At 65.4% G+C, this 23571-nt stretch carries 21 protein-coding genes; 12 read left to right on the top strand and 9 right to left on the bottom strand.

Annotation, left to right across the window (positions count from 1 at the left end; all coding sequences use genetic code 11):
- Positions 1-58 precede the first annotated feature (58 nt).
- The 4 genes from BRAD285_RS29880 (at position 59) to BRAD285_RS29865 (ending at position 4994) form a co-directional block, all read left to right on the top strand.
- The gene (locus BRAD285_RS29880) at positions 59-1432 is read left to right on the top strand and encodes a tetratricopeptide repeat protein (protein ID WP_050886916.1); all 1374 of its coding nucleotides are present in this window, start codon (positions 59-61) and stop codon (positions 1430-1432) included.
- Between the two features lie 121 nt (positions 1433-1553).
- Positions 1554-3458, top strand: coding sequence for a propionyl-CoA synthetase (locus BRAD285_RS29875; RefSeq protein ID WP_006613148.1), 1905 nt, complete (start codon positions 1554-1556; stop codon positions 3456-3458).
- Positions 3459-3796: 338 nt separating this feature from the next.
- Positions 3797-4069: a hypothetical protein gene (locus BRAD285_RS29870; RefSeq protein ID WP_006613149.1), complete on the top strand. Its 273-nt coding sequence runs from the start codon at positions 3797-3799 to the stop codon at positions 4067-4069.
- Between the two features lie 193 nt (positions 4070-4262).
- On the top strand, positions 4263-4994 hold the full coding sequence (locus BRAD285_RS29865) for an OmpW family protein (RefSeq protein WP_006613150.1): 732 nt from the start codon (positions 4263-4265) through the stop codon (positions 4992-4994).
- Positions 4995-5345: 351 nt separating this feature from the next.
- Here BRAD285_RS29865 and BRAD285_RS29860 read toward each other — a convergent pair whose 3' ends face one another.
- Entirely contained in the window at positions 5346-6041 is a 696-nt protein-coding gene (locus BRAD285_RS29860; RefSeq protein ID WP_006613151.1) for a DUF1013 domain-containing protein, read from the bottom strand.
- 281 nt (positions 6042-6322) lie between these two features.
- Between BRAD285_RS29860 and ispH the strand changes: the two genes are divergently transcribed.
- The 3 genes from ispH (at position 6323) to rnhA (ending at position 8871) form a co-directional block, all read left to right on the top strand.
- The gene (gene ispH, locus BRAD285_RS29855) at positions 6323-7291 is read left to right on the top strand and encodes a 4-hydroxy-3-methylbut-2-enyl diphosphate reductase (RefSeq protein ID WP_006613152.1); all 969 of its coding nucleotides are present in this window, start codon (positions 6323-6325) and stop codon (positions 7289-7291) included.
- A gap of 147 nt (positions 7292-7438) precedes the next feature.
- Entirely contained in the window at positions 7439-8410 is a 972-nt protein-coding gene (locus BRAD285_RS29850) for a homoserine kinase (RefSeq protein ID WP_006613153.1), read from the top strand.
- A complete protein-coding gene (gene rnhA / locus BRAD285_RS29845) occupies positions 8407-8871 on the top strand; it encodes a ribonuclease HI (RefSeq protein WP_006613154.1) in 465 nt (154 codons plus the stop codon). The genes BRAD285_RS29850 and rnhA overlap by 4 nt, the downstream gene beginning before the upstream one ends.
- Here the strand turns inward: rnhA and BRAD285_RS29840 are convergent.
- The 6 genes from BRAD285_RS29840 to BRAD285_RS29815 form a co-directional block, all read right to left on the bottom strand.
- Complete coding sequence (locus BRAD285_RS29840) at positions 8868-9149, bottom strand: hypothetical protein (protein ID WP_006613155.1); 282 nt, start codon at positions 9147-9149, stop codon at positions 8868-8870. The genes rnhA and BRAD285_RS29840 overlap by 4 nt on opposite strands.
- A 134-nt stretch (positions 9150-9283) precedes the next feature.
- A complete protein-coding gene (locus BRAD285_RS29835) occupies positions 9284-9769 on the bottom strand; it encodes a peroxiredoxin (RefSeq protein WP_035647238.1) in 486 nt (161 codons plus the stop codon).
- 166 nt (positions 9770-9935) lie between these two features.
- Positions 9936-11627, bottom strand: a complete 1692-nt coding sequence (locus BRAD285_RS29830; protein WP_006613157.1) for a long-chain fatty acid--CoA ligase — start codon at positions 11625-11627, stop codon at positions 9936-9938.
- 198 nt (positions 11628-11825) lie between these two features.
- Entirely contained in the window at positions 11826-13247 is a 1422-nt protein-coding gene (locus BRAD285_RS29825) for a serine hydrolase (RefSeq protein ID WP_006613158.1), read from the bottom strand.
- A 174-nt stretch (positions 13248-13421) separates the two neighbouring features.
- Entirely contained in the window at positions 13422-15212 is a 1791-nt protein-coding gene (locus BRAD285_RS29820; protein WP_006613159.1) for a glucan ABC transporter ATP-binding protein/ permease, read from the bottom strand.
- A 103-nt stretch (positions 15213-15315) separates the two neighbouring features.
- Positions 15316-16371 carry an ABC transporter substrate-binding protein gene (locus BRAD285_RS29815; protein WP_006613160.1) on the bottom strand — a complete coding sequence of 352 codons (1056 nt, stop codon included), beginning with the start codon at positions 16369-16371 and terminating at the stop codon, positions 15316-15318.
- 272 nt (positions 16372-16643) lie between these two features.
- On the opposite strand from BRAD285_RS29815, the gene BRAD285_RS29810 reads away from it, so the two are divergent.
- The 5 genes from BRAD285_RS29810 (at position 16644) to BRAD285_RS29790 (ending at position 19986) form a co-directional block, all read left to right on the top strand.
- Positions 16644-17039: a hypothetical protein gene (locus BRAD285_RS29810; protein WP_006613161.1), complete on the top strand. Its 396-nt coding sequence runs from the start codon at positions 16644-16646 to the stop codon at positions 17037-17039.
- A 105-nt stretch (positions 17040-17144) separates the two neighbouring features.
- Complete coding sequence (hisE, locus tag BRAD285_RS29805; RefSeq protein ID WP_006613162.1) at positions 17145-17546, top strand: phosphoribosyl-ATP diphosphatase; 402 nt, start codon at positions 17145-17147, stop codon at positions 17544-17546.
- A gap of 74 nt (positions 17547-17620) precedes the next feature.
- Positions 17621-18202, top strand: a complete 582-nt coding sequence (locus tag BRAD285_RS29800) for a YqaA family protein (protein ID WP_006613163.1) — start codon at positions 17621-17623, stop codon at positions 18200-18202.
- On the top strand, positions 18202-18861 hold the full coding sequence (locus BRAD285_RS29795; protein ID WP_006613164.1) for a hypothetical protein: 660 nt from the start codon (positions 18202-18204) through the stop codon (positions 18859-18861). The genes BRAD285_RS29800 and BRAD285_RS29795 overlap by 1 nt, the downstream gene beginning before the upstream one ends.
- 156 nt (positions 18862-19017) lie before the next feature.
- Entirely contained in the window at positions 19018-19986 is a 969-nt protein-coding gene (locus BRAD285_RS29790; RefSeq protein WP_006613165.1) for a nitronate monooxygenase family protein, read from the top strand.
- A gap of 230 nt (positions 19987-20216) precedes the next feature.
- Here the strand turns inward: BRAD285_RS29790 and BRAD285_RS29785 are convergent, their stop codons facing one another.
- Both BRAD285_RS29785 and BRAD285_RS29780 read right to left on the bottom strand, forming a co-directional pair.
- Positions 20217-21788 (bottom strand): ABC transporter substrate-binding protein, encoded by a 1572-nt coding sequence (locus BRAD285_RS29785; protein WP_244422276.1) that lies wholly within the window; start codon positions 21786-21788, stop codon positions 20217-20219.
- A 214-nt stretch (positions 21789-22002) separates the two neighbouring features.
- Positions 22003-23532, bottom strand: a complete 1530-nt coding sequence (locus BRAD285_RS29780; RefSeq protein ID WP_035647240.1) for an ABC transporter substrate-binding protein — start codon at positions 23530-23532, stop codon at positions 22003-22005.
- Positions 23533-23571: the final 39 nt, after the last annotated feature.

Raw genomic sequence — 23571 nt, 5'->3', positions numbered from 1 at the left:
GGTGACGACAACGGGGAAGCTGACCGCTCCCGGTCGAAGACCCAAGCCGAGCTCGCCGATGCACTCCTCCATTCAAGCGATGTCGCCCCGCAAGTCTTACCGCGCGCCGTCATTGGCCCTCGGTTTCGTTCTCTGCCTGGGGGCCTTCCCGGCGGTCGCGACGGAATGCACGCCAGGCAGCAGAGCATCGCCGTCTGAACTCATCACCACGTGCACCGTTGCGATCGAGGCGGCGAGCGCGCCGAGGGGCCAGTCGGCTGCGCTCGTCATCCGCGCCGATGCCCATGCGCGCACGACAGGCGGCATGAGCCAGGCGCTCAAAGATCTCGATCGCGCCATCGCGCTCGACGGCAAGAATGCGCGCGCCTACCGGCTGCGCGGTGATTTCATGCGCGAGGCCGGCGGCGATGCCGGCAAGGCCGCGGCCGATCTCAGCATGGCGATCTCGCTCGATCCGAATGATGCCGAAGCGTATGAGCTGCGCGGCGTCGTTTATACCGAGCAGCGCCGGCTCGATCGCGCGCTCGCCGACTACGACCAGGCCATCCGCCTGAAGCCTGATTACGCGCAGGCCTATGCCGATCGCGGCGTCGCGTTCTATCTGCGCGGCGACAACGAAAAGGCGGTGCAGGACTACAACGAGGCCATCCGCCTCGATCCCGACCGGCCGCGCACCTTCACCAACCGCGCCGCCGCCTACAAGAAGCTCGGCCAGATCGACAAGGCGTTGGCCGACGATCACGAGGCGATCCGGCGCGATCCGAAGGTGCCGGAATATTACGACAACCGCGGCCTGACCTACGCCGCGATGAAGGAGTACGACAAGGCGATCGCCGATTACGACCAGGCGATCAAGCTGCAGCCGAAGCCGAACTTCCTGACCAACCGCGGCGACTCCTATCAGTTCAAGGGCGAGCTCGGCTCGGCTTTGAGCGATTACGATGCCGCTCTCCGCCTCGATCCGAATTTTGCGCTGACCTACAACAACCGGGCCGTGCTGTTCCGCAAGATGGGCGAGCGCGCCAAGGCACTCGCGGACTACGAGGCCGCGCTGCGCCTCGATCCGGGCAACGACAATGCCGCGAGCGGCCGTCGCGTCATGCTGGCGGAGATCAAGAAGTTCGGCGCCGAGCCGCCGCGGCCTTTGAATGCGCCGTCGGAGCGCAGCGGCCCGTCGTTCGACTGCGCGACCGCCGTGCGTGAAGTGGAGAAGGTCATCTGTGCCGACCCGCAGCTCTCGGTGCTCGATCTCGGTATTTCCGAGAGCTATGCCCGGCTCTTGAAGTCGTCCCGCGGCCGTGCTGCCGCGGAGTTGCGCAGCACGCAGCGCGACTTCATCGCCGAGCGCAACGTCCGCTTCGGCAAGCCCGGCTACGACCTTCGTCTAGCCATGCAGCGCCGCCTGGATATGCTCCGGGACGCGGCGCATTGATCCAGCCTGGAAAATTGCCGGAGGTTCAGGCTCGCCTGATCTGGATCAATTCATGACGGCTTGAACTGTCGCTTTGTCCCGGACAATAGTCGGGAATAAACACAGATCTTGGGGAAACGTCATGAGCGCTGCGAGCCGCTATCACGAGGTCCATGCCCGGTCGCTGCAGGACCCCGAAGGGTTCTGGGCCGAGGCCGCCCGCGCGATCGATTGGATCGAGCCGGCCAAGAAGGTCTTTGATCCCACGATGGGCGCCTACGGCCGCTGGTTCGCCGGCGCCGTCGTCAACACCTGCTACAACGCGCTCGACCGCCACGTCGCCGCCGGCCGCGGTGACCAGCTGGCGCTGATCCATGATTCGCCGCTGACGAACTCCGTCACCAGGATCACCTACGCCGAGATGCTGAAGGAGGTGCAGACGCTCGCCGCGATCATGCAGGATTTCGGCGTCGGCAAGGGCGACCGCGTCATCCTGTATATGCCGATGGTGCCGGAGGCGATGGTCGCAATGCTCGCCTGCGCGCGGATCGGCGCGGTGCATTCGGTGGTGTTCGGCGGCTTCGCCGCCAAGGAGCTCGCGACCCGCATCGACGACGCGACGCCGAAGCTGGTGTTGTCGGCCAGCTGCGGCATCGAGCCCGGCCGTATCGTGCAGTACAAGCCGCTGCTCGACCAGGCGATCGAGCTGGCCGACAACCGGCCCAAGGCCTGCATCATCCTGCAGCGTCCCGAGCATGTCTGCGAGCTGAAGCCCGGCCGCGACTACGACTGGGCGGCGCTGCGCAAATCCGCGCTCGCCAACGGCAAGCTCGCGCCTTGCGTGCCCGTGCTCGCGACCGATCCGCTCTATATCCTCTACACCTCAGGCACGACCGGCAAGCCGAAGGGCGTCGTGCGTGACAATGGCGGGCATCTGGTTGCGCTGAAATGGTCGATGGAAAACCTCTATGGCATCAAGCCGGGCGAGGTGTGGTGGTGCGGCTCGGATATCGGCTGGGTGGTCGGTCACAGCTACATCATCTACGGCCCCCTGATTCATGGCGCGACCTCGGTGATGTACGAGGGCAAGCCGGTCGGCACACCCGATGCCGGCGCGTTCTGGCGCGTGATCGCGGATCACAAGGCGGTGGCGCTGTTCACCGCGCCGACGGCGTTCCGCGCCATTCGCAAGGAAGATCCGGAAGGCACGTTCTTGCGCAAATATGACCTGTCCCAATTCCGCACGCTGTTCCTGGCCGGCGAGCGCGCCGATCCGCCGACGGTGGAATGGGCCGAGCAGCAGCTCAAGGTGCCGGTGATCGACCATTGGTGGCAGACCGAAACCGGCTGGTGCATCGCCGGCAATCCGGTCGGCCTCGGCCTGTTGCCGGTCAAGCATGGCTCGCCGACGGTGCCGATGCCCGGCTATCAGGTCGACATCGTCGACGAGGCGGCCAAGCCCGTGCCCGCCAATACGATGGGCTCGATCGTAATCAAGCTGCCGATGCCGCCGGGCTGCCTACCGACCTTGTGGCAGCAGGAGGACCGCTTCAAGGAATCCTACCTCAGCGAATTCCCGGGCTACTACAAGACCTCCGACGCCGGCTTCAAGGACGAGGACGGCTATGTCTTCGTGATGGGACGCACCGACGACATCATCAACGTCGCCGGCCACCGGCTCTCGACCGGCGGCATGGAGGAGATCCTCGCCTCGCATCCTGATGTCGCCGAATGCGCTGTGCTCGGCATCAAGGATGCGATCAAGGGCGAAGTGCCCTGCGGTTTCCTGGTGCTCAAGGCCGGCGTGTCGCGCAGCCCGTCGGTGATCGAGAAGGAGATCGTGGCGCTGGTGCGCGACAAGCTCGGTCCGGTCGCAGCCTTCAAGCTCGCGATCACTGTCGGCCGGCTGCCAAAGACGCGCTCCGGCAAGATCCTGCGCGGCACCATCAAGAAGATCGCCGACGGCGAACAATGGAGCATGCCGGCCACGATCGAGGATCCCAAGGTGCTCGAGGAGATCGGCGAGGCGCTGAAGAGCCGGGTGTAGCGTCACGCTGCTCAGGGTCACCGCGCGGCGTCGATCGCGCTCAACCCTCATGGCGAGGAGCGCCGAAGGCGCGTCTCGAACCATGAGGCCACAGTCGGGCCTCGCCCTTCGAGACGCCCGCCTCTGGCGTGCTCCTCAGAGGGTGTGAATCTTTCGATTTCGGCAATTTTCGACATGAGTCAAATCAACGACTTAGCTCGTCCGAAAACTGCAAAATTCGAATTCTTTCTCATCCTCTCAGGGTGAGGAGCACGGGTGCGCTCCTGGGCTTGACCCCGGCCTTCATTGTCGTCAATCAACGGCTTCAGACCGCCCGATTGACGAGAATGGAACGCCCGATGCGACAGACCTCCGCCCGCCTCGCTTTGGTGCTGCTGACCGCGCTCTCGCTTGCCGCCTGCGCCTCTCGGAACCAAGGCGCCGCGGTGGCGCTCGGCAATGATGATGACGATGCGGTCTGCCAAGCCGGCGGCAAGGTTGCGCCGGGCTCCTCGGACTATGTCGCCTGCCGCAAGGACCGCGACGTGCAGCGGCAACGCGCCGAGGCGCGCGCCGATCGCCGGCAGCGCGATCTCGGCGAATACATGATGAACCATCCCGATCGCCCCTGACCGCGACTGCAACCGCCTCTCATGGCGCGTGTCGTCAATGCAACAGTTCGGCGACATCGGCGCTGCAACATCGCCGATTGATTGAGATCAAATCCAACTCCATGGCGTCCCTGCCACATCTGTGACCGCAAGAGCGCGGCTTGGCCTGCGCAAATCAAGCGGATGTAGCTCACGTGTGGCTATGGGGACCTCGATGAACAGAACCTTCCAACTCTCGTCGTCGCTGCTGGTGCTGGCAGCGATCTGCGGAACCATGGGCTCCGCGCAGGCAGCCGACCTGTCGGCCGCGCCGGTCTACACCAAGGCGCCGGTCGTCGAAGCCTGGAATCCCTGGATGCTCCGCGTCCGTGCGCTCGGCGTGCTGCCGGATGCCGGCGGGTCGAGCGTGAACGTCGCCGGCGTGCCGGCGCTGTCGTCGCCGAATTCCGGCCTGAAGATCTCCAATCAGGTCGTGCCCGAGCTCGACATCAGCTACTTCTTCACCAAGAACATCGCGGCCGAGCTGATCCTCGGCGTGACCCGCCACTCGATCAGCGGCACCGGCACGCTGGACGGACTCAATATCGGCAAGGCCACGCTGTTGCCGCCGACCCTGACGCTGCAATATCACTTCACTGATTTCGGCGCCTTCAAGCCCTATATCGGCGCGGGTGTGAACTACACGGTGTTCTTCAACCAGAGCGCATCCAATCAGGTGTTCAACGGTCTCGCAGTGACCAACCTGCACATCTCGAACCAGTGGGGCGGCGCGGTCCAGTTCGGCTTCGACTACATGCTCGACAAGCATTGGGGCTTCAACGTCGACGTCAAGAAGCTGTGGCTGCAGCCCAACTACTCGGCGACCGTCAACGGCGCCATTCCGGTCACCGGCCGCGCCAACATCGACCCGTGGCTGGTCGGTGCCGGCATCACCTACAAGTTCTGATTGTTAGCGTTCCTCCCAAGACTGCGATGGCGCCGGCATCCCCGGCGCCATTTTTTTGGGAGGCTTGCTGCTGCGGGTTTATTGGCTCGATGGGGAGATCGCGTTAGCTTGATGGGGAGGTCGCGCCTTCCCACAGCTGTCGTCCCGGCCTTGAGCCGGGACCCATACCGCGCGATGTTTGTAGTGGGCAGGCGGCCCGTTCCGCGGACCTCATTGAATTCGGTGGTCATGGGTCCCGGATCTGCGCCCACCGCCGCTACGCGTCGGTGGGCTTGTCCAGGACGACACCGAGGATTGTCTCGCGCACCGGTGCCGGGACCGATGTCGAGATGCGGACGACGCCCGCGCGTCCTACTCCTCGTCCTCGTCGTGCTTCTTGCCGCCGATGGTCTTGAGCTTGGCGAACACGGCGTCGACGTTGAGGTCGTCCTCGTCGTGGCCCGCCGGCTCGTACTCGTCCTTGCGGGTGGTCTCGGAGGCCGGCAGCAGGGTGGCGCCGCTGTAATTGGCGTCGAGCGGCTTTTCCTTGGCGGCGCGCTGCACCTCGAAATCGAGCTCGATCTGCGAGCACAGGCCGAGCGTCACCGGGTCCATCGGCGTCAGGGTCTGCGCGTTCCAATGGGTGCGGTCGCGGACGCTGGCGATGGTGGTCTTGGTGGTGCCGACCAGGCGCATGATCTGCGCGTCCTTGAGCTCGGGATGGTTCCGCACCAGCCAGAGGATGGCGCTCGGACGCTCATGGCGACGCGACACCGGGGTGTAGCGCGGGCCCTTGCGCTTCGGCTGCGGCGGCAGCACGACCTTGCTCTCCTGCAACCGGAGCCGGTAATTCGGGTCGCGCTCGGCCTTCTCGATCTCCTCGCGGGTGAGCTGGCCGGTCGAGATCGGGTCCATGCCCTTGATGCCCTGGGCCGCATCACCGTCGGCAATGGCGCGCACCTCCAGCGGGTGCATCTTGGTAAAATCGGCGACCTGGTCGAAGGTCAAGGCGGTATTGTCGACCAGCCACACGGCAGTTGCCTTCGGCATCAGCGGGGCGTTGCTCATGGCAAATCTCCTTTGTGCTCCGCCCCGGCCCTGGGAGGCGAAACCTGCGGTCATCGGCGATGACGGGGAATTCGCCCTATATAAGCCGTCCCGGGGGCGGCGCGCAATGGCCTGACGAAAACGGCCTTGACAGGGCTCGAAAGCAGTCCCAAGTCCTATCCGAAAGTGTCCTATCCAAACGAGTTCTAGCTCGAAGCCGTGACGTTTCGACCGCCCCCGCTTGCCGGCCCGGGGTGCCCCGGTCGCCGCAACAAGCCCGCACAGATCAGCTCAGACCGCCCATGGCAGCCAAACCAGACCTGAAAATCGTGCTTTGTTCGCCGCGCGGCTTCTGCGCCGGCGTGGTCCGCGCCATCGATACCGTGGAACGGGCGCTCGCCATCTATGGCGCCCCGGTCTATGTCCGCCACGAGATCGTGCACAATAAATACGTGGTCGACAGCCTGAAGACCAAGGGCGCGATCTTCGTCGAGGAGCTGGCCGAGATCCCCGACAGTACCAACGCACCGGTGGTGTTTTCCGCACATGGCGTGCCCAAATCGGTTCCCGCCGAGGCTCAGGCGCGCAATTTCTTCTCCCTGGACGCGACCTGCCCGCTGGTGACCAAGGTCCACCGCGAGGCCGCGATCCACTTCAAGCGCGGCCGCGAAATCCTGCTGATCGGCCATTCCCACCACCCAGAGGTGGTCGGCACCGTCGGCCAGCTGCCTGCCGGCGCCGTGACCCTGATCGAGACCGCCGATGACGCGGCGACCTTCACCCCGAAGGACCCGAACAATCTGGCATTCGTCACCCAGACCACGCTGTCGATCGACGACACCAAGGATATCGTCGCGATCCTCAAGGGCCGTTTCCCGAACATCTCCGGCCCGCACAAGGAAGACATCTGCTACGCCACCACGAACCGCCAACTGGCGGTGAAGAAGGTGGCGCCGGTGGTCGATGCGCTGATCGTGGTCGGTGCGCCGAACTCGTCCAATTCGCAGCGCCTGCGTGAGGTCGCCGAACGCGAGGGCTGTCCGATTGCGGTGCTGGCCCAGCGCGCCTCGGACATCGACTGGTCGCGTTTCGAGGGCATCAAGAGCCTCGGCATCACCGCCGGCGCCTCGGCACCCGAGGTGATCGTCGAGGAGATCATGGGCGCCTTTGCCGAGCGCTACGTGCTGCATGTCGAGACCGTGTCGGCCGCCGAGGAGAACGAGTTCTTCCCGCTGCCCCGCTCGCTGCGGCCGGAAGCTGCGGCCGAGTAAATCGGCCGCCGTCTTTTCCACGCTCGACGGCCCGTCGGCCTTGAACGCGGCGCCTGCATGCGCGATGAAGGGCGCAATGGGCCTGTCCGATGATGAAGTTCGCATCGGAGAGGCGGGGCAGGCGAACTTCGATCACTGGGATGGCGCATGGCGGTCTACACCGATGTCACCGCCGACGAGCTTGCGGACTTTCTCAAGACCTACGACATCGGCGAATTGCTCTCCTACAAGGGCATCGCCGAGGGCGTCGAGAACTCCAACTTCCTGCTCCACACCACCACGGGCTCCTACATCCTCACGCTCTATGAGAAGCGCGTCGCGGTGGAGGATCTCCCCTATTTTCTCGGCCTGATGGCGCATCTGGCCGAGCGCGGCGTGAGCTGTCCGCAGCCGGCGCGCAATCGCGACGGCGCGGTCTATTCCAGCCTCTCCGGCCGGCCCGCGGCAATCATCAACTTCCTCGAAGGGATGTGGCCGCGCAAGCCGGCGGTCGTGCATTGCGCAGGGGTCGGCGAGGCGCTGGCGCGGATGCATCTCGCGGGCCGCGATTTCCCGCTGGTGCGCAAGAACCCGCTGTCGGTGTCCGGCTGGCGCTCGCTGTTCGCCCAGGCGCGCGACCGCGCCGACACCGTGCAGGCGGGTCTATCCAACCTGCTCTCGACCGAGCTCGATCTGCTCGCGCGCGCCTGGCCGACGCATCTGCCGGAAGGCGTGATTCACGCCGATCTGTTTCCGGACAATGTGTTCTTCCTTGGCGATGAACTGTCTGGGCTGATCGACTTCCCGTTCTCCTGCAACGACATCCTCGCCTACGACGTCGCGATCTGCCTGAACGCCTGGTGCTTCGAGGCCGACCATTCGCTCAACGTCACCAAGGCACGCGCCTTCTTCAACGCCTATGGCCGCGTGCGGCCGCTGTCGGAGGCCGAGCTGGAGGCGCTGCCGCTGCTGGCGCGCGGCGCGGCGATCCGCTTCCTGCTGACGCGACTGGTCGACTGGCTCAACGTGCCCGCGGGCGCCCTGGTCAAGCCGAAGGACCCGCTCGAATATCTCCGCAAGCTGCGCTTCCATCAGGCGGTGACCAGCGTGCGGGACTACGGCATTGGGGCGGCGGCATGAGCGAACATCCGGTCGTCAGCATCTTCACCGACGGCGCCTGCTCGGGCAATCCCGGCCCCGGGGGCTGGGGCGCGATCCTGCGCTTCGGCGACAAGGAAAAAGAGCTCAAGGGCGGCGAGCCCCACACGACCAACAACCGTATGGAGCTGATGGCCGCGATCTCGGCGCTTGAGGCGCTGAAGAAGTCGTGCCAGGTCGAGCTCTACACCGACAGCCAATATGTGAGACAGGGCATCACCGGCTGGATCCACGGCTGGAAGCGCAACGGCTGGAAGACCGCCGACAAGAAGCCGGTCAAGAACGCCGAGCTCTGGCAGCGCCTGGACGAGGCGCTGAAGCCGCACAAGGTGAACTGGCACTGGGTCAAGGGCCACGCCGGCCACCCCGAGAACGAGCGCGCGGATCAATTGGCGCGTGATGGCGTGGCGATGGCCAGGATGCAGAAGAACGTGCGGGGTTAGCCGTATCTCCATTTGAGCGTCCGGCGAACCAGGAGGGTCGCGACGATCAAAACGAGTTCTGCGCCCCAGAACCAGCGTCCCGGGCCCGTGAAGCCCATGTGCTCACGGGCCATATACATCGCCAGTCCGAGCACGATCAGCGCGATGACGCTGCCGATCCAGTAGAGCGGGTCACGTGCCAGGCCGCTGGCCCAATGCTTCTGCGCATCCTCATGCGCGCGGCGGATGCGCCAAAGGCAAAAGATGAGGAAGGCGCAAGTGATCAGGATTGTCGTCATGCGATCTCCCCGCCTATTCCTAGCGACAGAACGTGTCCGATGCTCTTCTCGGTTCGGTAAAATACGAAGGAGCGAACAAGCAAAAGGCCCGCGCATGAGCGCGGGCCTTCGTATTCAGATCGAGCGGCGTGGCCTTAAAGCTGCCCGAGCAGCGTGTCGCCGCCGGAGACTTCGACCTTGCCCGGGGCGGCTTCGAGGTTCAGCTTGGTGACCTTGCCGTCCTCGACCAGCATCGAATAGCGCTTGGAGCGGATGCCGAGGCCGGCGCCGGAGGCGTCGAGCTCCATGCCGATCGCCTTGGTGAAGTCGGCATTGCCGTCGGCCAGGAAGATGGCCTCGTCGCGCTGGTCGGTGTCGCGCTTCCAGGCGTTCATCACGAAGGCGTCGTTGACCGAGACGATCGCGATGCTGTCGACGCCCTTGTCCTTCATCGCATAAGCGTTGAGGAAGATGCTAGGCAGATGCATCTTGTGGCAGGTGCCGGTGTAGGCACCGGGCACCGCGAACAGCGCGACCTTCTTGCCCTTGAAGATGTCGTCGGTGGTTTTGACCTGCGGGCCCTCGCCGGTCATGACGCGGAACTGGGCCTCCGGCAGCTTGTCGCCAACCTGGATCGTCATATCGAAACTCCTTCCCCTGGATCTATGCTGAGCGCGTGTCTTGCGAACGTGCTTCTCGAACGTGTCTTGCGCGGTGCGCGCTACACTATGCGGCGGGCGAAAAACGGCAACGGCCCGCCGCGTTCACGACTCCGTCATCGCACAACGGTGCTGCAGTGCCAACGGATCAGGCGGCGGCTGCCGGATTCTTCTTCTCGTCACGCAGCTCGCGGCGCAGGATCTTGCCGACATTGGTCTTCGGCAGCTCGGTCCTGAACTCGATCTGCTTCGGCACCTTGTAGTTCGTCAGCTGCTCGTGGCAGTGCTTGACGATGTCCTCGGGCGTCAGGTTCGGGTCCTTCTTGACCACGAAGGCCTTGACGACTTCGCCGGTCTTCTCGTCGGGCAGGCCGATCACGGCGGTCTCCAGAACGCCCGGATGGGTGGCGATGACCTCCTCGACCTCGTTCGGATAGACGTTGAAGCCGGAGACCAGGATCATGTCCTTCTTGCGGTCGACGATCTTGACCGAACCGTCCGCGGCCATCACGCCGACGTCGCCGGTGCGGAAGAAGCCGTCCGCGGTCATCACCTTGGCGGTCTCGTCAGGCCTGTTCCAATAGCCCGCCATCACCTGCGGGCCCTTGGCGCAGATTTCGCCGGGCTGGCCGAGCGGCACCTCGTTGCCGTCATCGTCACGGATCGACAGCAAGGTCGAGGGCAGCGGCAAGCCGATCGTGCCGGTGAAGTCCGTCGAGGTCGGCACGTTGCAGGTCAGCACCGGCGCGGTCTCTGACAGGCCATAGCCCTCGGCGATGCTGCATCCCGTCACCTGCTTCCACTGCTCGGCTACCGGACGCTGCACGGCCATGCCGCCACCGTTGGAGACCTTGAGCTTGGAGAAGTCGATCTTCTTGAAATCGGGATGATGCAGCAGGCCGTTGTACAGCGTGTTGACGGCCGGGAAGGTGTTGACCTGATATTTCATCAGCTCCTTGATAAAGCCCGCGATGTCGCGCGGATTGGGGATCAGCAGATTGGCGCCGCCGGCGCGCACCGCGAGCAGGAAGCAGCAGGTCAGCGCGAAGATGTGATAGAGCGGCAGCGCGCAGACGATCAGCAGCTGATCGACATGCGGCGGCCGGTCCATCACCGGCTGCAGCCACGCATCGTTCTGCAGCACGTTGGCGACGACGTTGCGGTGGAGCAGCGTGGCGCCCTTGGAAACGCCGGTGGTGCCGCCGGTATACTGCAGGAAGGCGACATCGTCGGGACCGATCACGGGCTTCTGGAAACGCTTGCCGCGGCCGGCCGCGAGCGCGTCGTTGAACGGCACCGCGCCGGGCAGCGAGAATGCCGGCACCATCTTCTTCAGCCGGCGCACGACGAGATTGACGATCACGCCCTTGAAGCCGAGCAGGTCGCCCATGCTGGCGATCACGATGTGCTTGACCTGGGTATGGCTGACGACCTGCTGTACCGTGTGGGCAAAATTCTCCAGCACGATGATCGCCTCGGCGCCGGAGTCCTTGAGCTGATGCTCGAGCTCGCGCGGCGTGTACAGCGGGTTGACGTTCACCACCGCATAGCCGGCGCGCAGCACGGCCGAGATCGCGATCGGGTATTGCAGCACGTTCGGCATCATCAGCGCGACGCGCGCGCCCTTGGATAGCCCGAGGCCCTGCAGATAGGCCCCCATCGCGACCGACATCTCGTCGAGCTCGCGATAGCTGATCGCCTTGTCCATGCAGATGAAGGCGCGGCGGTCGGCGAATTTCTTGAAGCTTTCTTCCAGCAGATCGACCAGCGATTGATATTTGCCGGGATCGATATCGGCGGGAACGCCGGCCGGATAGTGCTTGAGCCAGATGCGCTCCATGACCCTTCCTCTCCTGATCGTCTCTTTTGGTTGCTTGATGCGTCTGCGCCGGTCGTGCCCGGGCGACTTTCGGCGCCAATATCCAGCCTCCGGCCGGGCAAGGCAAGCGGCCGGGGCGTAGACCAAAGAGGGACGGGGAGAACTGTCCGCCGGCGGCGAGGCTGGCTGCCTGCCGGGCGCGGCTGTGCGGCGCGGGGATCAGCCGTCCTTCGGGGCCGGCTTGCCCTCGGTCTTCGGCTTGGCGGCTGCCTTCGGCTTGGCTGGCTTGGCCGCTGTGTCGGCAGCGGGTTTTTCCGGCGGTTTCGTGCCGGAATCGTGCTTGGCGGCGACGTGGCGGGCCGCAGCCGGCTTGGCCTCGGCGTTTTTCGCGTCCGGCTTGGCGGTCGGCTTCGCCTCCGCCTCGAACTTCGCCGCGGTGCGGGGCGCCGGTTTGACGTCCTTTCGGGCGGCCACGGCATGCGCCTTCTTGCCGCGGTGTTTCGCCGGGGTCTGCGCATCGGCATCGGCTGCGACTGCAGCGATCAGGGCCGTGCCCGTGCGGGTGGGACCGGTATAGACCAGCACCGGCTCGGACGGGGCGGGCGCTGCGGCCAAGAGTTCTGACGGCTTCATCGTCGGGGCCTGCAGCCCGGCGAGCAGGGTGCCGCCGGTGGTCGTCTCGCCGTCGGTGCTCGCCTCTTCGCCGTCATCGTCGCTTGCCGGACGATGGCGCTTGCCGCTGCACATGTCGTCGCGCAGGTTCGGCGGCGTGGCGTCGACCGGCACCAGCTGCTCGACATTGCCGAGCGGCGCCTTCAGCCAGCTCAGCTGATTGCCGTTGAAGCCGCGGTCGAGCATCTGGATCGCGCGCACGGCGCGCGCCTGGCCAGATGAGGCGCCGAGCACCACCGCGATCAGGCGCTTGCCGTTGCGGGTCGCGGAGGCCACCAGATTGTAGCCGGAGGCGCAGATGAAGCCGGTCTTGAAGCCGTCGGCGCCGGGATAGCGCCCGATCAGCCGGTTGAAGTTCTGCACCACGCGGCGGCCGTAGCGGATCGACGGGATGTGAACGAAGTACTCGTATTCCGGCAGGTCGCGGATGATGGCGCGCGCCAGGATCGCGAGATCGCGCGCCGAGGTGATCTGGCCGTCGGCCGGCAGGCCGTTCGGATTGACGTAGCTCGTCTGGGTCATGCCGAGCCGCTGCGCGGTCTCGTTCATCATGATCGAGAAGCCGTCGATCGAGCCGCCGATACCTTCCGCCAGCACGACCGCCATGTCGTTCGCCGACTTCACCAGCATCATCTTCAGCGCGTTGTCGACGGTGAGCTGCGTGCCCGGACGATAGCCCATCTTCGACGGCGATTGTGACGCCGCGGTCGGCGACACCGTCAGCAGCGTGTCCAGCGAGGCCTTGCCGTCCTTCACCGCCTTCAGCGTGACGTAGGCCGTCATCAGCTTGGTGACGGAGGCGGGGTACCATGGATAGGTCGCGTTCTGCGCCTCGAGCACCTTGCCGGTGTCGGCCTCGACGAGCAGCAGCGCCTCGGCATTGGCCAGGCGCGGCGCAAGCACGAGCGCGGCAGCAATAGCGATGATCTTCAGCGGGGAATAGCGGAACAACAGGCGAAGCGTCTGCACTGGTCTGGTCCGGTCCTTTGAGAACCCGCCTCGGTCACGCGAGGTGGGCAACGGGCTTTCGGGTTTCAAGCGTGTCCGGCGCCGCGTCGGTTGCGGCAGGTCGCGAACCTATACCGGGTCGATGCTGGTTAACAGAGCCCAGCCATTCAATTCCACGATGAAAGCGTCCCGCCATCAAGCCTTGACGGTGGACGCGTCGTTCTCCGTTGCCGCGAGAGTCGCGCGGGCGTTTTCCTGAACCATGAACTGGGCCTTCGCGAGTTCCGCGAAATGGCCGCCTTTGGCAACGAGTTCATCGAACGTTCCGCTTTCGATCACGCGTCCGTTCTCGAACACCAGAATCCGGGTCGCGTTGCGGATGGTCGAGAGCCGGTGCGCGATCACGAAGGTCGTGCGCCCCTTCATCACTTCATCGAGCGCAGCGTTCAGCTTGGCCTCGGTCACCGCATCGAGCGCTGATGTCGCCTCGTCGAGAATCAGGATGGGCGGATCCTTCAACAGCGCACGCGCGATCGAGAGCCGCTGGCGCTCGCCGCCCGAGAGCATGCGGCCGCGCTCGCCGGCATTGGTGTCAAAGCCCTGCTCGGCGCGGTCGATGAAGTCGAGCGCCTGCGCGCGCGCCGCGGCGGTGCGCAGCTCCTCGTCGGTCGCATCGGGCTTGCCGACCAGGAGGTTCTCGCGGATCGAGCGGTTGAACAGCAGCGCTTCCTGGAACACGACGCCGATGTTCCGCCTGAGTGAGGCGAGCTTCAAGCCGCGCACGTCCATGCCGTCGATCTTGATGAAGCCGGACTGCGGATCGAACGCCCGATGCAGCAGCGCGATCGCTGTCGACTTGCCGGCGCCGGTCGGGCCGACCAGTGCGATGGTCTGGCCGGGCAGCGCGGTGAAGGTGAGGTCCTCCACTGCCGGGCGCTTGCCGTCATAGGAGAACGACACGTCGTTGAATTCGACCAAACCCGAGAGACGGCTCACGTCGATTGCATCGGGGCGGTCGCGCACGGCGGGCACGGCGTCGAGCACGTTGAAGAATTCGGCGAGCCGCGGCGCCTCCATGAAGACGTTGTTGATGAAGGACACGACCTGCTCGAGCTTCTGGATCAGCATGGTCGCGAACGACACGAACATCACGATCTCGCCGACCGAGGTAAGCCCGGCCTGGTGCAGGGCGATGCCGAGCGTGAAGATCGCGAGCACGGTGATGGTCGTGGAGGCGCGGGTGATGACCGTCACCAGCGCCCACCAGCCGAGCACCGGCATCTGCAACGACAGCAATTGTCCGGCGACGCTGCGCAGCCCCTGCACCTCGGCATCGATGCGCACGAAGCTCTGCACCAGCGCGACATTGCCGAGCGCGTCGGAGGCGCGTGCGGAGAGGTTGCTGTATTGCTCCTCGACCTCGCTCTGCATGCCGTAGGTCTTGCGCACGACGAGCGTGGTCAGCACGGTGAACACGACGCAGAGCACGAACAGCAGGATCGCGAGCCGCCAGTTGAGATACAGTGACAACGGCAGCAGCACGAGCACCGACATGATCGCGGCGAAGTGCTCGCGGAAAAACGACAGCCACAGCTTCCACAGCGCATCGGTGCCGTTGATCATCACCTTCATCAGCCGTCCCGAATGCGTGCCGGAATGGAACGTCAGCGGGAGCTGCAGGATGTGCTCGAAATAGCTGGTCAGCACCGCATGGCGCTGGCGGTGCGCCAGCCGGTCGGCCTGCAGCGCGACCCAGGCGCTGGCGAGGATCGTGAACAGGCCGAAGGCCGCCCAGGCTGCGAGCAGCGGCCAGGCCGTCGCGGTCGAGGCGTTGCCGGACAGCGCATCGACAATGCGTCCGAACAGCACCGGCTCGGCGAACTGCGCGACCGCGAGGGCAAGGTTGGCGATCGCCACGATCCAGCCGAGCCGCGCCTCCTTTCCGAGCAATTGGAGCACGCGGGCATAGATGCGGAGCAGGGACATGGGCGAGGCGCTTCTGTAGATGCGGAGACGGAATCGGCGGCCGGAGCGGCGCGCGCGCATGTTAGCAAGGTATGGGCACCAGGTGACAGGGCAATCCGCGGTGTCAGTTGACGAGGCGGCTGTCGGCGGGGGGCAGGAAGCTGTCGTCGAAGATGTCGGCCGGCCCGGGGCGCTTGTGCTGGAATTTGAAATCGTCGGCGATCTGGCCCAGCGCGCGCTCGAACCGCGCGGGAGCGATGCCGCCGATGCCGTCGCGTCGCACGTCTGATGTCAGCACGTTGTCGGCGAGCACCGTATGCAGCCGCTCCAGCTCGAGTTCGCGCGAGCCATCGTCCATCCGGCTCACCACCTCGGCGACGGCGCCTTGCGGATCCTTGATCGCGAGCTGCAGGCCCGACGTCAGCGCCCGGAGAACTCCCTTCACCGCCGCCGGCTGCTTGGCGGCGAAGCCGGGATTGACGATCACGGCATGCCCATAGGCGTCGCAGCCATAATCGGCGAAGCGCAGCACTGCAAGATCGGCGGCGGGCACGCCGCGGTCGCGCAGATTGATCGCCGAGAGGTAGGAGAAGCCGCTGACGGCGTCGACCTGGCCGGCCGAGAGGATCGGCTCGCGCACGGCCGCGCCGACGCGCGACAGCTTGATGGTCTCGGGCTTGAGATGGTTGTGCTTGACGACCGCCGGCCATAGCCGGATCGACAGGTCGCCCTCGGCGACGCCCAGCGTCTTGCCATCGATGTCGGCGAGCGCGTTGATGCCGCGGCTCTTGCGGGCGATGATCGCGTAGGGCGCGCGGTTGAACAGCACGAACACGGCCTTGACGGGCGCGCTGTTGGCGCCGTCGCGATAGCGGATCAGTTCGTTGATGTCGGCGAGCGCCATGTCCGCCTCGCCCGATGCCACACGCGCAATCGCATCCGGCGAGCCCTTGGCCGTGGTCATGGTGACGGCCACGCCCTGCGCGCCGAACAGCCCGCGGCTCGTGGCCAGCACCACCGGTGCCATGCTGCCGTCGAGCGGACGATCCAGCGCGAACATCACGGCGACCGGACGCTTCGGCTCCTCGGCTGCAACAACCTGCCCGGACAGCCATGCAGGCACGACAAGGGCTGCGATCAGCGCCAGGGCAAGCAGAGTGACTGGTGTTCGCATACGCATCGGGTCACGCCGGTCTTCGCAGGTCGCACCGGTCTTGTCACGCCGGTATTCTAATCAGTTGATGCGGCAAGTTCACACGGCCTGTCCCACGCGATGTGTCAATTCCGTGACGGGCTGTCCGGGCGGCCGGCGCCGGATCATGTCCGATCGAATCTGAACGGTCCATGAGCAAGGCCTGCGGCGAATTGCGGCTTCGACACCGGGTTTCCAGGCGGGAACTGTAGACCTAGTTGGAGAGTTGGTTCGCGAGATTGATCGAACGGAGGATCCACATGATCGCACAGCGCGGAAATATCTCACGCGTCGGCCGTGCTACCGTCCTGGCGACGGTGGCCGCGCTGACGCTGGCGGCAGTTCAGCCGACGCTCGCATTTGCCGGCTCTGCCCCTGCCGAGAAGGGTGTCGTCGCCAAGACGGCGAATGAGGGCGGTCTGACCGACGTCAGCGCCCGTCGCCGTCACTATCGCGGCAATGGCGGCGCAGCCGCGGCCGCAGCCTTTGCCGGCATCGTCGGCACCGGCCTGGCCATCGCCGCGGCGCAGAACCGCCGCGCCTATTACGAAGACAACTACTACTATGGCCGCCCGGCCTATTATGGCGGTCCGGGCTATCACTATTATGGCGGCGGCGGTCCGTACTACGGCGGCGGCTACTATAATCCCTGGTGACGTCGGGTCATCTCGAACGATCCGCCGGCCTCAGCGCCGGCGGATTTTTTCATGTCTGCCGCAGACTTTAACACCGCTGCCATTGATTTTAAATATTGTGCGCTGATGACTGATTCGATCGAGCGGCTCTATCGCGCAGTTCTGGCGGCGAGGGATCTGGATCCCGCGCGCTCGCGCACGGCCAAGCTGATGCAGCAGGGCACGGGCAAGATGGCCAAGAAGCTCGCCGAGGAAGCGATCGAAGTCGCGATCGATGCCGTCGGTGGCGACGCGCAGGCGGTGGTACGCGAAAGCGCTGACCTGTTCTACAATCTGGCGGTGCTCTGGGCCGAACTCGGCATCCAGCCTGAAGACGTCTGGCGCGAGATGGAACGGCGCGAGCTGCTGCTCGGGATCGCGGAGAAGCTGCCGAAATCGGCCTTGAAGATCGCCAAGGTCGCGCCGGGGCGGGGCGCGGAGCGACCGATCGTCGCGGCCGAAGAGAGAACGATCCGCAAGCGGCACTAGCGCCAGGGGTCCCCACCTCGACCTCCGCATATGAGTCATGGACAAACGCTGCTCGGTTTGCTTCATCGCCAGCCATGCTCAGACGTGTCTATGACTGGTGTATCGACGCCGCCCACAAGCCGCATGCTCTTTGGATCATGGCGGCGATCGCCTTCGCTGAAAGCTCGTTCTTTCCGGTGCCGCCGGATGTGATGCTGATCCCGATGTCGCTGGCGAAGCCGCAGCGCGCCTGGCTGTTCGCCGGCGTCTGCACCGCCGCCTCGGTCGCGGGCGGCGTCGTCGGCTATGCGATCGGCGCGCTGCTCTACGACTCGCTCGGCCAGTGGCTCATCCATCTCTATGGTCTGGGCGACAAGGTGGAGGCCTTCCGCGCCTCCTATGCGGAGTGGGGCGCGATCATCATCCTGCTGAAGGGGCTGACTCCGATCCCCTACAAGCTGGTCACGATCACCTCGGGCTTCGCCGGCTACAACCTGTTCCTGTTCATCGTCTGCTCGATCGTGGCGCGCGGCGGCCGCTTCTTTATCGCCGCGATCGTGCTGAACCGGTATGGCGAATGGATCCGGGTGCACATCGAAAGGCATCTCGGTCTGTGGGTGGCGCTTGGCGCGGCCGTTCTGGTGGCCGGCTTCGTCGTCGCGGTGAAGCTGATCTGATGGCGTCCTCGCGTCCACGCCTCGTCGTCGGTTGGGCGCTGTTCGTCATCGCGCTCTCCACGGCCCCGGCATGGGCGCAATCGGCGCCGGGGCTGGGCGTGCGCGAAGCGCCGCCGCAGCAGCCTGCGCCGGTTGCCGAGCCGGCACCACAGCCGTCCAATCCTGGCCTGGTGGAAGAGCTCGGCAAGCTGTTCGAGAAAATGTCGATCATTCCGCTGAAGCGTCCTGAGGCGGCCGCCGAGCCGCCTCCGACAGAGAGCGGGGCAGCTGCTCCCACCGAACAGCCGCCGCAGCCGCCCCGGCAGGCGGTCCAGCCGATGGCGCCGAAAGGCGGCGATGCACCGCCAAGCGCCTCTAAGAGCGCCCCTGCGAGCGGCCCGTCAAATGTCCTGAAGGAGACCGGCGATACGCTGTCGCGGCTCACCACGCCCTCCAGCATGGTCTCCGGCCGCATCGTCTGTCCGATTGCAACGAACGGCACGCCGGATTGCAAGCTCGGAGCCGACAAGCTGTGCCAGGGTAAGGGCTACAAGGAAGGCAAGAGCCTCAACACCGATTCGGCCGAGACCTGCTCGGCGCGAGTGCTGATCCCCGGCCGGCAGCGGAAGCCCGGCGATTGCCGGACCGATACGTTCGTGACCTCCGCGCTGTGCCAGTAAGCGCATCGTCACGGCTGCCGGCGCGCCAGCGCCTCAACGCAAGACCCTGATCGCGCTTTTCCGGTCCCTCTGCGAGCGAATTGCCATCACGGCATGATGTCGGGCATGCTCGCCATCACGAGCATCACCGCATTTCACAACGAGGAATTCACATCCATGTCCATGCCCGCCTTGTTCAAGGGGCGCCTGTCGATCCCGGTGATCGGCTCGCCGCTGTTCATCATCTCCGTGCCTGATCTCGTGATCGCGCAGTGCAAGGCCGGTGTCGTGGGCTCGTTTCCGGCGCTCAACGCCCGGCCGGCTGCGCTGCTCGACGAATGGCTGGCGCGCATCACCGAGGAGCTCGCGGCGTATGACCGCGCGCATCCGGAGCGCCCGTCGGCGCCGTTCGCGGTCAACCAGATCGTGCACCGCTCCAACAACCGGCTCGAGCAGGATCTGGCGCTGTGCGAGAAGTACAAGGTGCCGATGATGATCACCTCGCTCGGCGCGCGCGAGGAGCTGAACCAGGCGGCGCACAGCTGGGGCGGCATCGTCTTCCACGACGTCATCAACCAGTTCTTCGCCCACAAGGCGATCGAGAAGGGCGCTGACGGCCTCATTCTCGTCGCTGCCGGCGCCGGCGGCCATGCCGGCACGATCTCGCCGTTTGCCTTCGTGGCGGAGACGCGCAGCTGGTTCGACGGCCCGATCGCGCTCTCTGGCGCGATCGCCAACGGCCGCGCCATCCGCGCCGCGCGCGTGCTCGGCGCCGACTTCGCCTATGTCGGTTCGGCCTTCATCGCCACCAAGGAGGCGAATGCCGTCGAGGGCTACAAGGACATGATCACCAAGTCGGGAGCCGACGACATCGTCTACTCGAACCTGTTCACCGGCGTGCACGGCAACTATCTGAAACCGTCGATCGTCGCCGCCGGTCTCGATCCCGACAATCTTCCGACCTCCGATCCGTCGAAGATGAGCTTCGGCACCGATGCCTCCGGCGAGCGCGCCAAGCCGAAGGCGTGGAAGGAGATCTGGGGCTCCGGCCAGGGCATCGGCGCCATCAAGGACGTGCTCCCCGCCGCCGAGCTGATCGCCCGCTTCAAGAAGGAATATGACGAGGCGATCGATCCCCCGCTGTGAGGTAGCGATATCGATCGCGCTTCCATCTCGGTGTCATTCCGGGGCGACGCGCGCCAGCGCGGCGAGCCTGGAATCCGTCGGGCCGCGTCCCTCGTTACCCGGATGCACCGCCACGCTGAGCTCGGTGTTGCCTCGGAATGCACAAAGTTGCCTCGGAGTGCACAAAAAAGAACGCGGCAACCATGGGCTGCCGCGTTCTGTGTGTTGAAGTCCGGATGGAGGGGGCTCGGCTATTCCAGCTCGATCGCCTGGAATTTGCCGCGGTCGTCGAGCGCCGTGCCCCAGATCTTGTGCGAAGCCTGGTGCTCGGCGCGGCCGAAGCCGAGCTTGGCGCCAAGGCCGAGATCGACGTTCTGCATGTTCTCCAGCGTGTCGATCAGCGCCTCGGTGTCGAGCTGCGGCCCGACCTTGCGCAGCGCCTGGATCAGCACGTTGGCGGCGACATAGCCCTCGAACGAGACGTAGGACGGCGCCTCGCCGGGGAAGTACTTCTCCAGCGCCCCCTTGTACTCGAGCACGGCGCTGGAATAGCCGCCGACCGCCGGCACCACCTGGGTGACGATCACGCCGGAGGCATAGCGCGGGCCGAGCAGCATCAGCTCATCCGACAGCTCGGTCGAACCCACGAACGACACGTTGGTGTAGATCATGTTCGGGTACAGATCGCGCGTCTTCTCGATGAACTTCGCGGCCGCCCGGTAGGTCGCCACCATGACGATCGCCTTGGGCGGCGTCTTCATCGCGCGGAGCTGGTTCACGGCCTCGTCGACGTCGACCGTGTTGCGCTTGTAGTTGAAGCGCGTGATCGCGGTGTCGGCCAGTCCGAGCGAGCGGAACGCCTTGGCGACTCCCGAGAAGCCGGCATCACCATAGGCGTCCTGCTGGGCGAACACGGCGATGTCGCGCGCCGGCAGACGGCGCAGCTTCACGAGATAGCGGACGACGGTGTCGGTTTCTTCCGCATAGCTCGCGCGATAGTTGAAGACGTAGCGATCCGGCGGATCGTTGCGCAGGATGTTGGCGCCGGTGAAGGCGCCGTAGAACAGCGTGCGGCGCTGCAGGGCGAAGGGCATGGCCACTGCCGAGGTCGGCGTGCCGACATTGCCGATGAAGCCGAACACCTTGTCCTTGTCATAGAGCTGCTTCATCGCGTCGAGCGTACGCGACGGCTCGTAACCGTCGTCGGCGGAGTAGAGCCGCAGCGACCGGCCGGCAACGCCGCCGGTGTCGTTGGCGCGGTTGAAGGCCGCCTCGATGCCCATCTTCATCTGGCGGCCGAGCTCTTTCGACGCGCCCGAGAACGGAGCGGCGATGCCGAAGCGGATCTCGTTCGCCGTGACACCCTGGACGTTGCTGGCAGCCGGGGGCGGCAGCGTCACGGTCGGCGCCGTCGCGGCAACGGCCGCGGCCGGCGCGATGACGCCGGCGAGGCTGGCTCCGGTCTGGCTCGGCGCGGTCTGGCCGAGCGAACGCTCGAGTTCGGCGAGCTGGCGGCCCGCCGTGTTGCAGTCCGTCTGGGCTGCACCCACGCGGTTGCGTCCGTCGGCGACGTAGCCGTTGAACACGCGGGTGAGTTCGTCCCGATCCGAGCCGCCCGTGGAGGCCTCCCGGATCACCTCGCGAAATTTGTCGACGATGGCCTGAACGCGGCCTTGGTCGATCGCCTGACAGGCGGATGCTGCTCCCACGATCGGCCCGACCCGACTCGCAAGATTACGCACCACATCCGCATTGGTGCCCGCCGCGCTGGCGGGCGTTGCGAGCAATGCCGCAACCAAGAACACGCTAGAACGAAAGCTCATTGCCACTATCCCACTATGGACCCCATCCAGGTCTTCCGCCTGGTGATTTGACGCTCTGTGTCTGAGACGGAGTAGACATAAGACCGTCACCATGCACAGACCAGCCTTTCCTAAGAGCATGACCATTTCGGTAACCCGGCACGCCTTTCTCCGATCATGCTTTAGGACTTGCTAATACGTCGCATACAACCAGTTCATTCCCCTTAAGCTCAGCCTATTCCAGTTCGATTGCCTGATACGTGCCGTTCTCGTCGAGCGCCGTGCCCCAGATCTTGTGCGACGCCTGGTGCTCTGCGCGTCCAAATGCAAGTGGGGTGCCGAGGCCGAGATCGAGGCTGCGCATGGACTCCAGCGTGTCGACCAGCCGTTCGGTATCGAGCGGGTTGGTCTGCTTCAGCGCCTGGATCAGGATCGTCGCCGCGATGTAGCCTTCGAGCGAGGTGTAGTCCGGTGCCTCGCCCGGAGCGTATTTGGCCAGTGAATTCTTGTAGTCGAGCACGAGGCTCGAATAGCCGGAAACGGCGGGGACGCCCTGCGTCACGATGACGCCGTTGGTGAAGCGCGGGCCGAGCAGCTTCAGCTCGGTCGCCAGCGAGGTCGATCCGACTGCAGACACGTTCGCATAGATCAGGCCCGGCACCGCATCGCGCGTCTTCTCGATGAACTTGGCGGCGGCACGGTCGGTCGCCACCATGATGATGGCCTTGAGCCCGCCCTTGTGCGCCTTCACCTGGGCGATGGCCTCGTCGACGTCCATGGTGGCACGCGGATAGGAGAAGCGCGTCACTGGATCGGGGATGTTCAACTGCCGGTAGGCCTTGGCGACACCGGCAAAGCCGTCATCGCCGAATGCGTCCTGCTGGGTCAGGACGGCGATCTGCTTCGGCGGAATGCGCTTCATCTTGACCAGATAGCGCACCAGCGCGGCGGTCTCCTCGGCGTAGCTGGCCCGATAATTGAACACGTAGCGATCCGGCGGATCGCGCCGGACCACCGCCGCACCGGAGTTCGGCGCGAAATAGAGCGCCCGCCGCTCCAGCGCGTAGGGGATCGCGACTTCCGAGTTGGCAGTGCCGATATTGCCGATGAAGCCGAACACCTGCTCCTTGTCGTAGAGCTGCGTCATCGCCGCCAGCGTGCGGTTCGGATCGTAGCCGTCATCGGCCGCGACGAGCCGCAAGGTGCGCCCATTGACGCCGCCGGCATCATTGGCGCGTGCGAAGGCGGCCTCGATGCCCTGCCGCATCTGGCGCCCGGTCTCCTTGCGGATGCCGGAGAATGGCAGGACCATGCCGAAGCGAATTTCGCGGTCGGTGATGCCGCGCACCGGCGCGCTGGTGACGGCGCCTGTGGTTGCGTCAGCCCTGGTTTGTGAGGGTGTTGCGGCCGCGGCCGGCTGGCTGAGCGAGCGCTCGAGGTCCGTGAGCTGCCGCTCGGCCGCGGGACAGTTCGCCTGCGCGGCTCCGGAGCGGCTGCGGCCTTCGGCAATGTAGCCGTTGAAGGTCCGGGTCAGCTGATCCCGTTCGCTGTCATTGTTCGAGGCTTGGCGGATGGCTTCGCGGAATTTGTCGACGATGGTCTGGACGCGCCCCTGCGCGATGTCCGGGCAGGCCGAGGCCTGCCCCACGATCGGTCCGACCCGGCTGGCGAGGTCCCGGACCATATCCGGGGCCGCCGCAAAGGCGGTGCCGATGGGAGCTCCAAACAGGCTCCCGATGATCAACGCGGACCAACGAAGTGTCATCGAACTATTCACTCGCTCTCTAGCTAACCCTCATTGCTC

Source organism: Bradyrhizobium sp. ORS 285, from assembly GCF_900176205.1.
Classification (GTDB): domain Bacteria; phylum Pseudomonadota; class Alphaproteobacteria; order Rhizobiales; family Xanthobacteraceae; genus Bradyrhizobium.
Note: the sequence above shows the minus strand (reverse complement) of the source record. Positions and strands in the feature narration are given on the sequence as shown.

What these genes read in the sequence shown, in the direction of transcription:
- BRAD285_RS29865 (WP_006613150.1), top strand. Translation starts at nt 4,263, where the DNA reads ATGAACAGAACCTTCCAACTCTCGTCGTCGCTGCTGGTGCTGGCAGCG.
- BRAD285_RS29870 (WP_006613149.1), top strand. Translation starts at nt 3,797, where the DNA reads ATGCGACAGACCTCCGCCCGCCTCGCTTTGGTGCTGCTGACCGCGCTC.
- BRAD285_RS29830 (WP_006613157.1), bottom strand. Translation starts at nt 11,627, where the DNA reads ATGGAGCGCATCTGGCTCAAGCACTATCCGGCCGGCGTTCCCGCCGAT.
- rnhA (WP_006613154.1), top strand. Translation starts at nt 8,407, where the DNA reads ATGAGCGAACATCCGGTCGTCAGCATCTTCACCGACGGCGCCTGCTCG.
- BRAD285_RS29840 (WP_006613155.1), bottom strand. Translation starts at nt 9,149, where the DNA reads ATGACGACAATCCTGATCACTTGCGCCTTCCTCATCTTTTGCCTTTGG.
- BRAD285_RS29810 (WP_006613161.1), top strand. Translation starts at nt 16,644, where the DNA reads ATGATCGCACAGCGCGGAAATATCTCACGCGTCGGCCGTGCTACCGTC.
- BRAD285_RS29800 (WP_006613163.1), top strand. Translation starts at nt 17,621, where the DNA reads ATGCTCAGACGTGTCTATGACTGGTGTATCGACGCCGCCCACAAGCCG.
- ispH (WP_006613152.1), top strand. Translation starts at nt 6,323, where the DNA reads ATGGCAGCCAAACCAGACCTGAAAATCGTGCTTTGTTCGCCGCGCGGC.
- BRAD285_RS29850 (WP_006613153.1), top strand. Translation starts at nt 7,439, where the DNA reads ATGGCGGTCTACACCGATGTCACCGCCGACGAGCTTGCGGACTTTCTC.
- BRAD285_RS29820 (WP_006613159.1), bottom strand. Translation starts at nt 15,212, where the DNA reads ATGTCCCTGCTCCGCATCTATGCCCGCGTGCTCCAATTGCTCGGAAAG.
- BRAD285_RS29875 (WP_006613148.1), top strand. Translation starts at nt 1,554, where the DNA reads ATGAGCGCTGCGAGCCGCTATCACGAGGTCCATGCCCGGTCGCTGCAG.
- BRAD285_RS29835 (WP_035647238.1), bottom strand. Translation starts at nt 9,769, where the DNA reads ATGACGATCCAGGTTGGCGACAAGCTGCCGGAGGCCCAGTTCCGCGTC.
- hisE (WP_006613162.1), top strand. Translation starts at nt 17,145, where the DNA reads ATGACTGATTCGATCGAGCGGCTCTATCGCGCAGTTCTGGCGGCGAGG.
- BRAD285_RS29860 (WP_006613151.1), bottom strand. Translation starts at nt 6,041, where the DNA reads ATGAGCAACGCCCCGCTGATGCCGAAGGCAACTGCCGTGTGGCTGGTC.
- BRAD285_RS29780 (WP_035647240.1), bottom strand. Translation starts at nt 23,532, where the DNA reads ATGACACTTCGTTGGTCCGCGTTGATCATCGGGAGCCTGTTTGGAGCT.
- BRAD285_RS29880 (WP_050886916.1), top strand. Translation starts at nt 59, where the DNA reads ATGCACTCCTCCATTCAAGCGATGTCGCCCCGCAAGTCTTACCGCGCG.
- BRAD285_RS29785 (WP_244422276.1), bottom strand. Translation starts at nt 21,788, where the DNA reads ATGAGCTTTCGTTCTAGCGTGTTCTTGGTTGCGGCATTGCTCGCAACG.
- BRAD285_RS29790 (WP_006613165.1), top strand. Translation starts at nt 19,018, where the DNA reads ATGTCCATGCCCGCCTTGTTCAAGGGGCGCCTGTCGATCCCGGTGATC.
- BRAD285_RS29795 (WP_006613164.1), top strand. Translation starts at nt 18,202, where the DNA reads ATGGCGTCCTCGCGTCCACGCCTCGTCGTCGGTTGGGCGCTGTTCGTC.
- BRAD285_RS29815 (WP_006613160.1), bottom strand. Translation starts at nt 16,371, where the DNA reads ATGCGTATGCGAACACCAGTCACTCTGCTTGCCCTGGCGCTGATCGCA.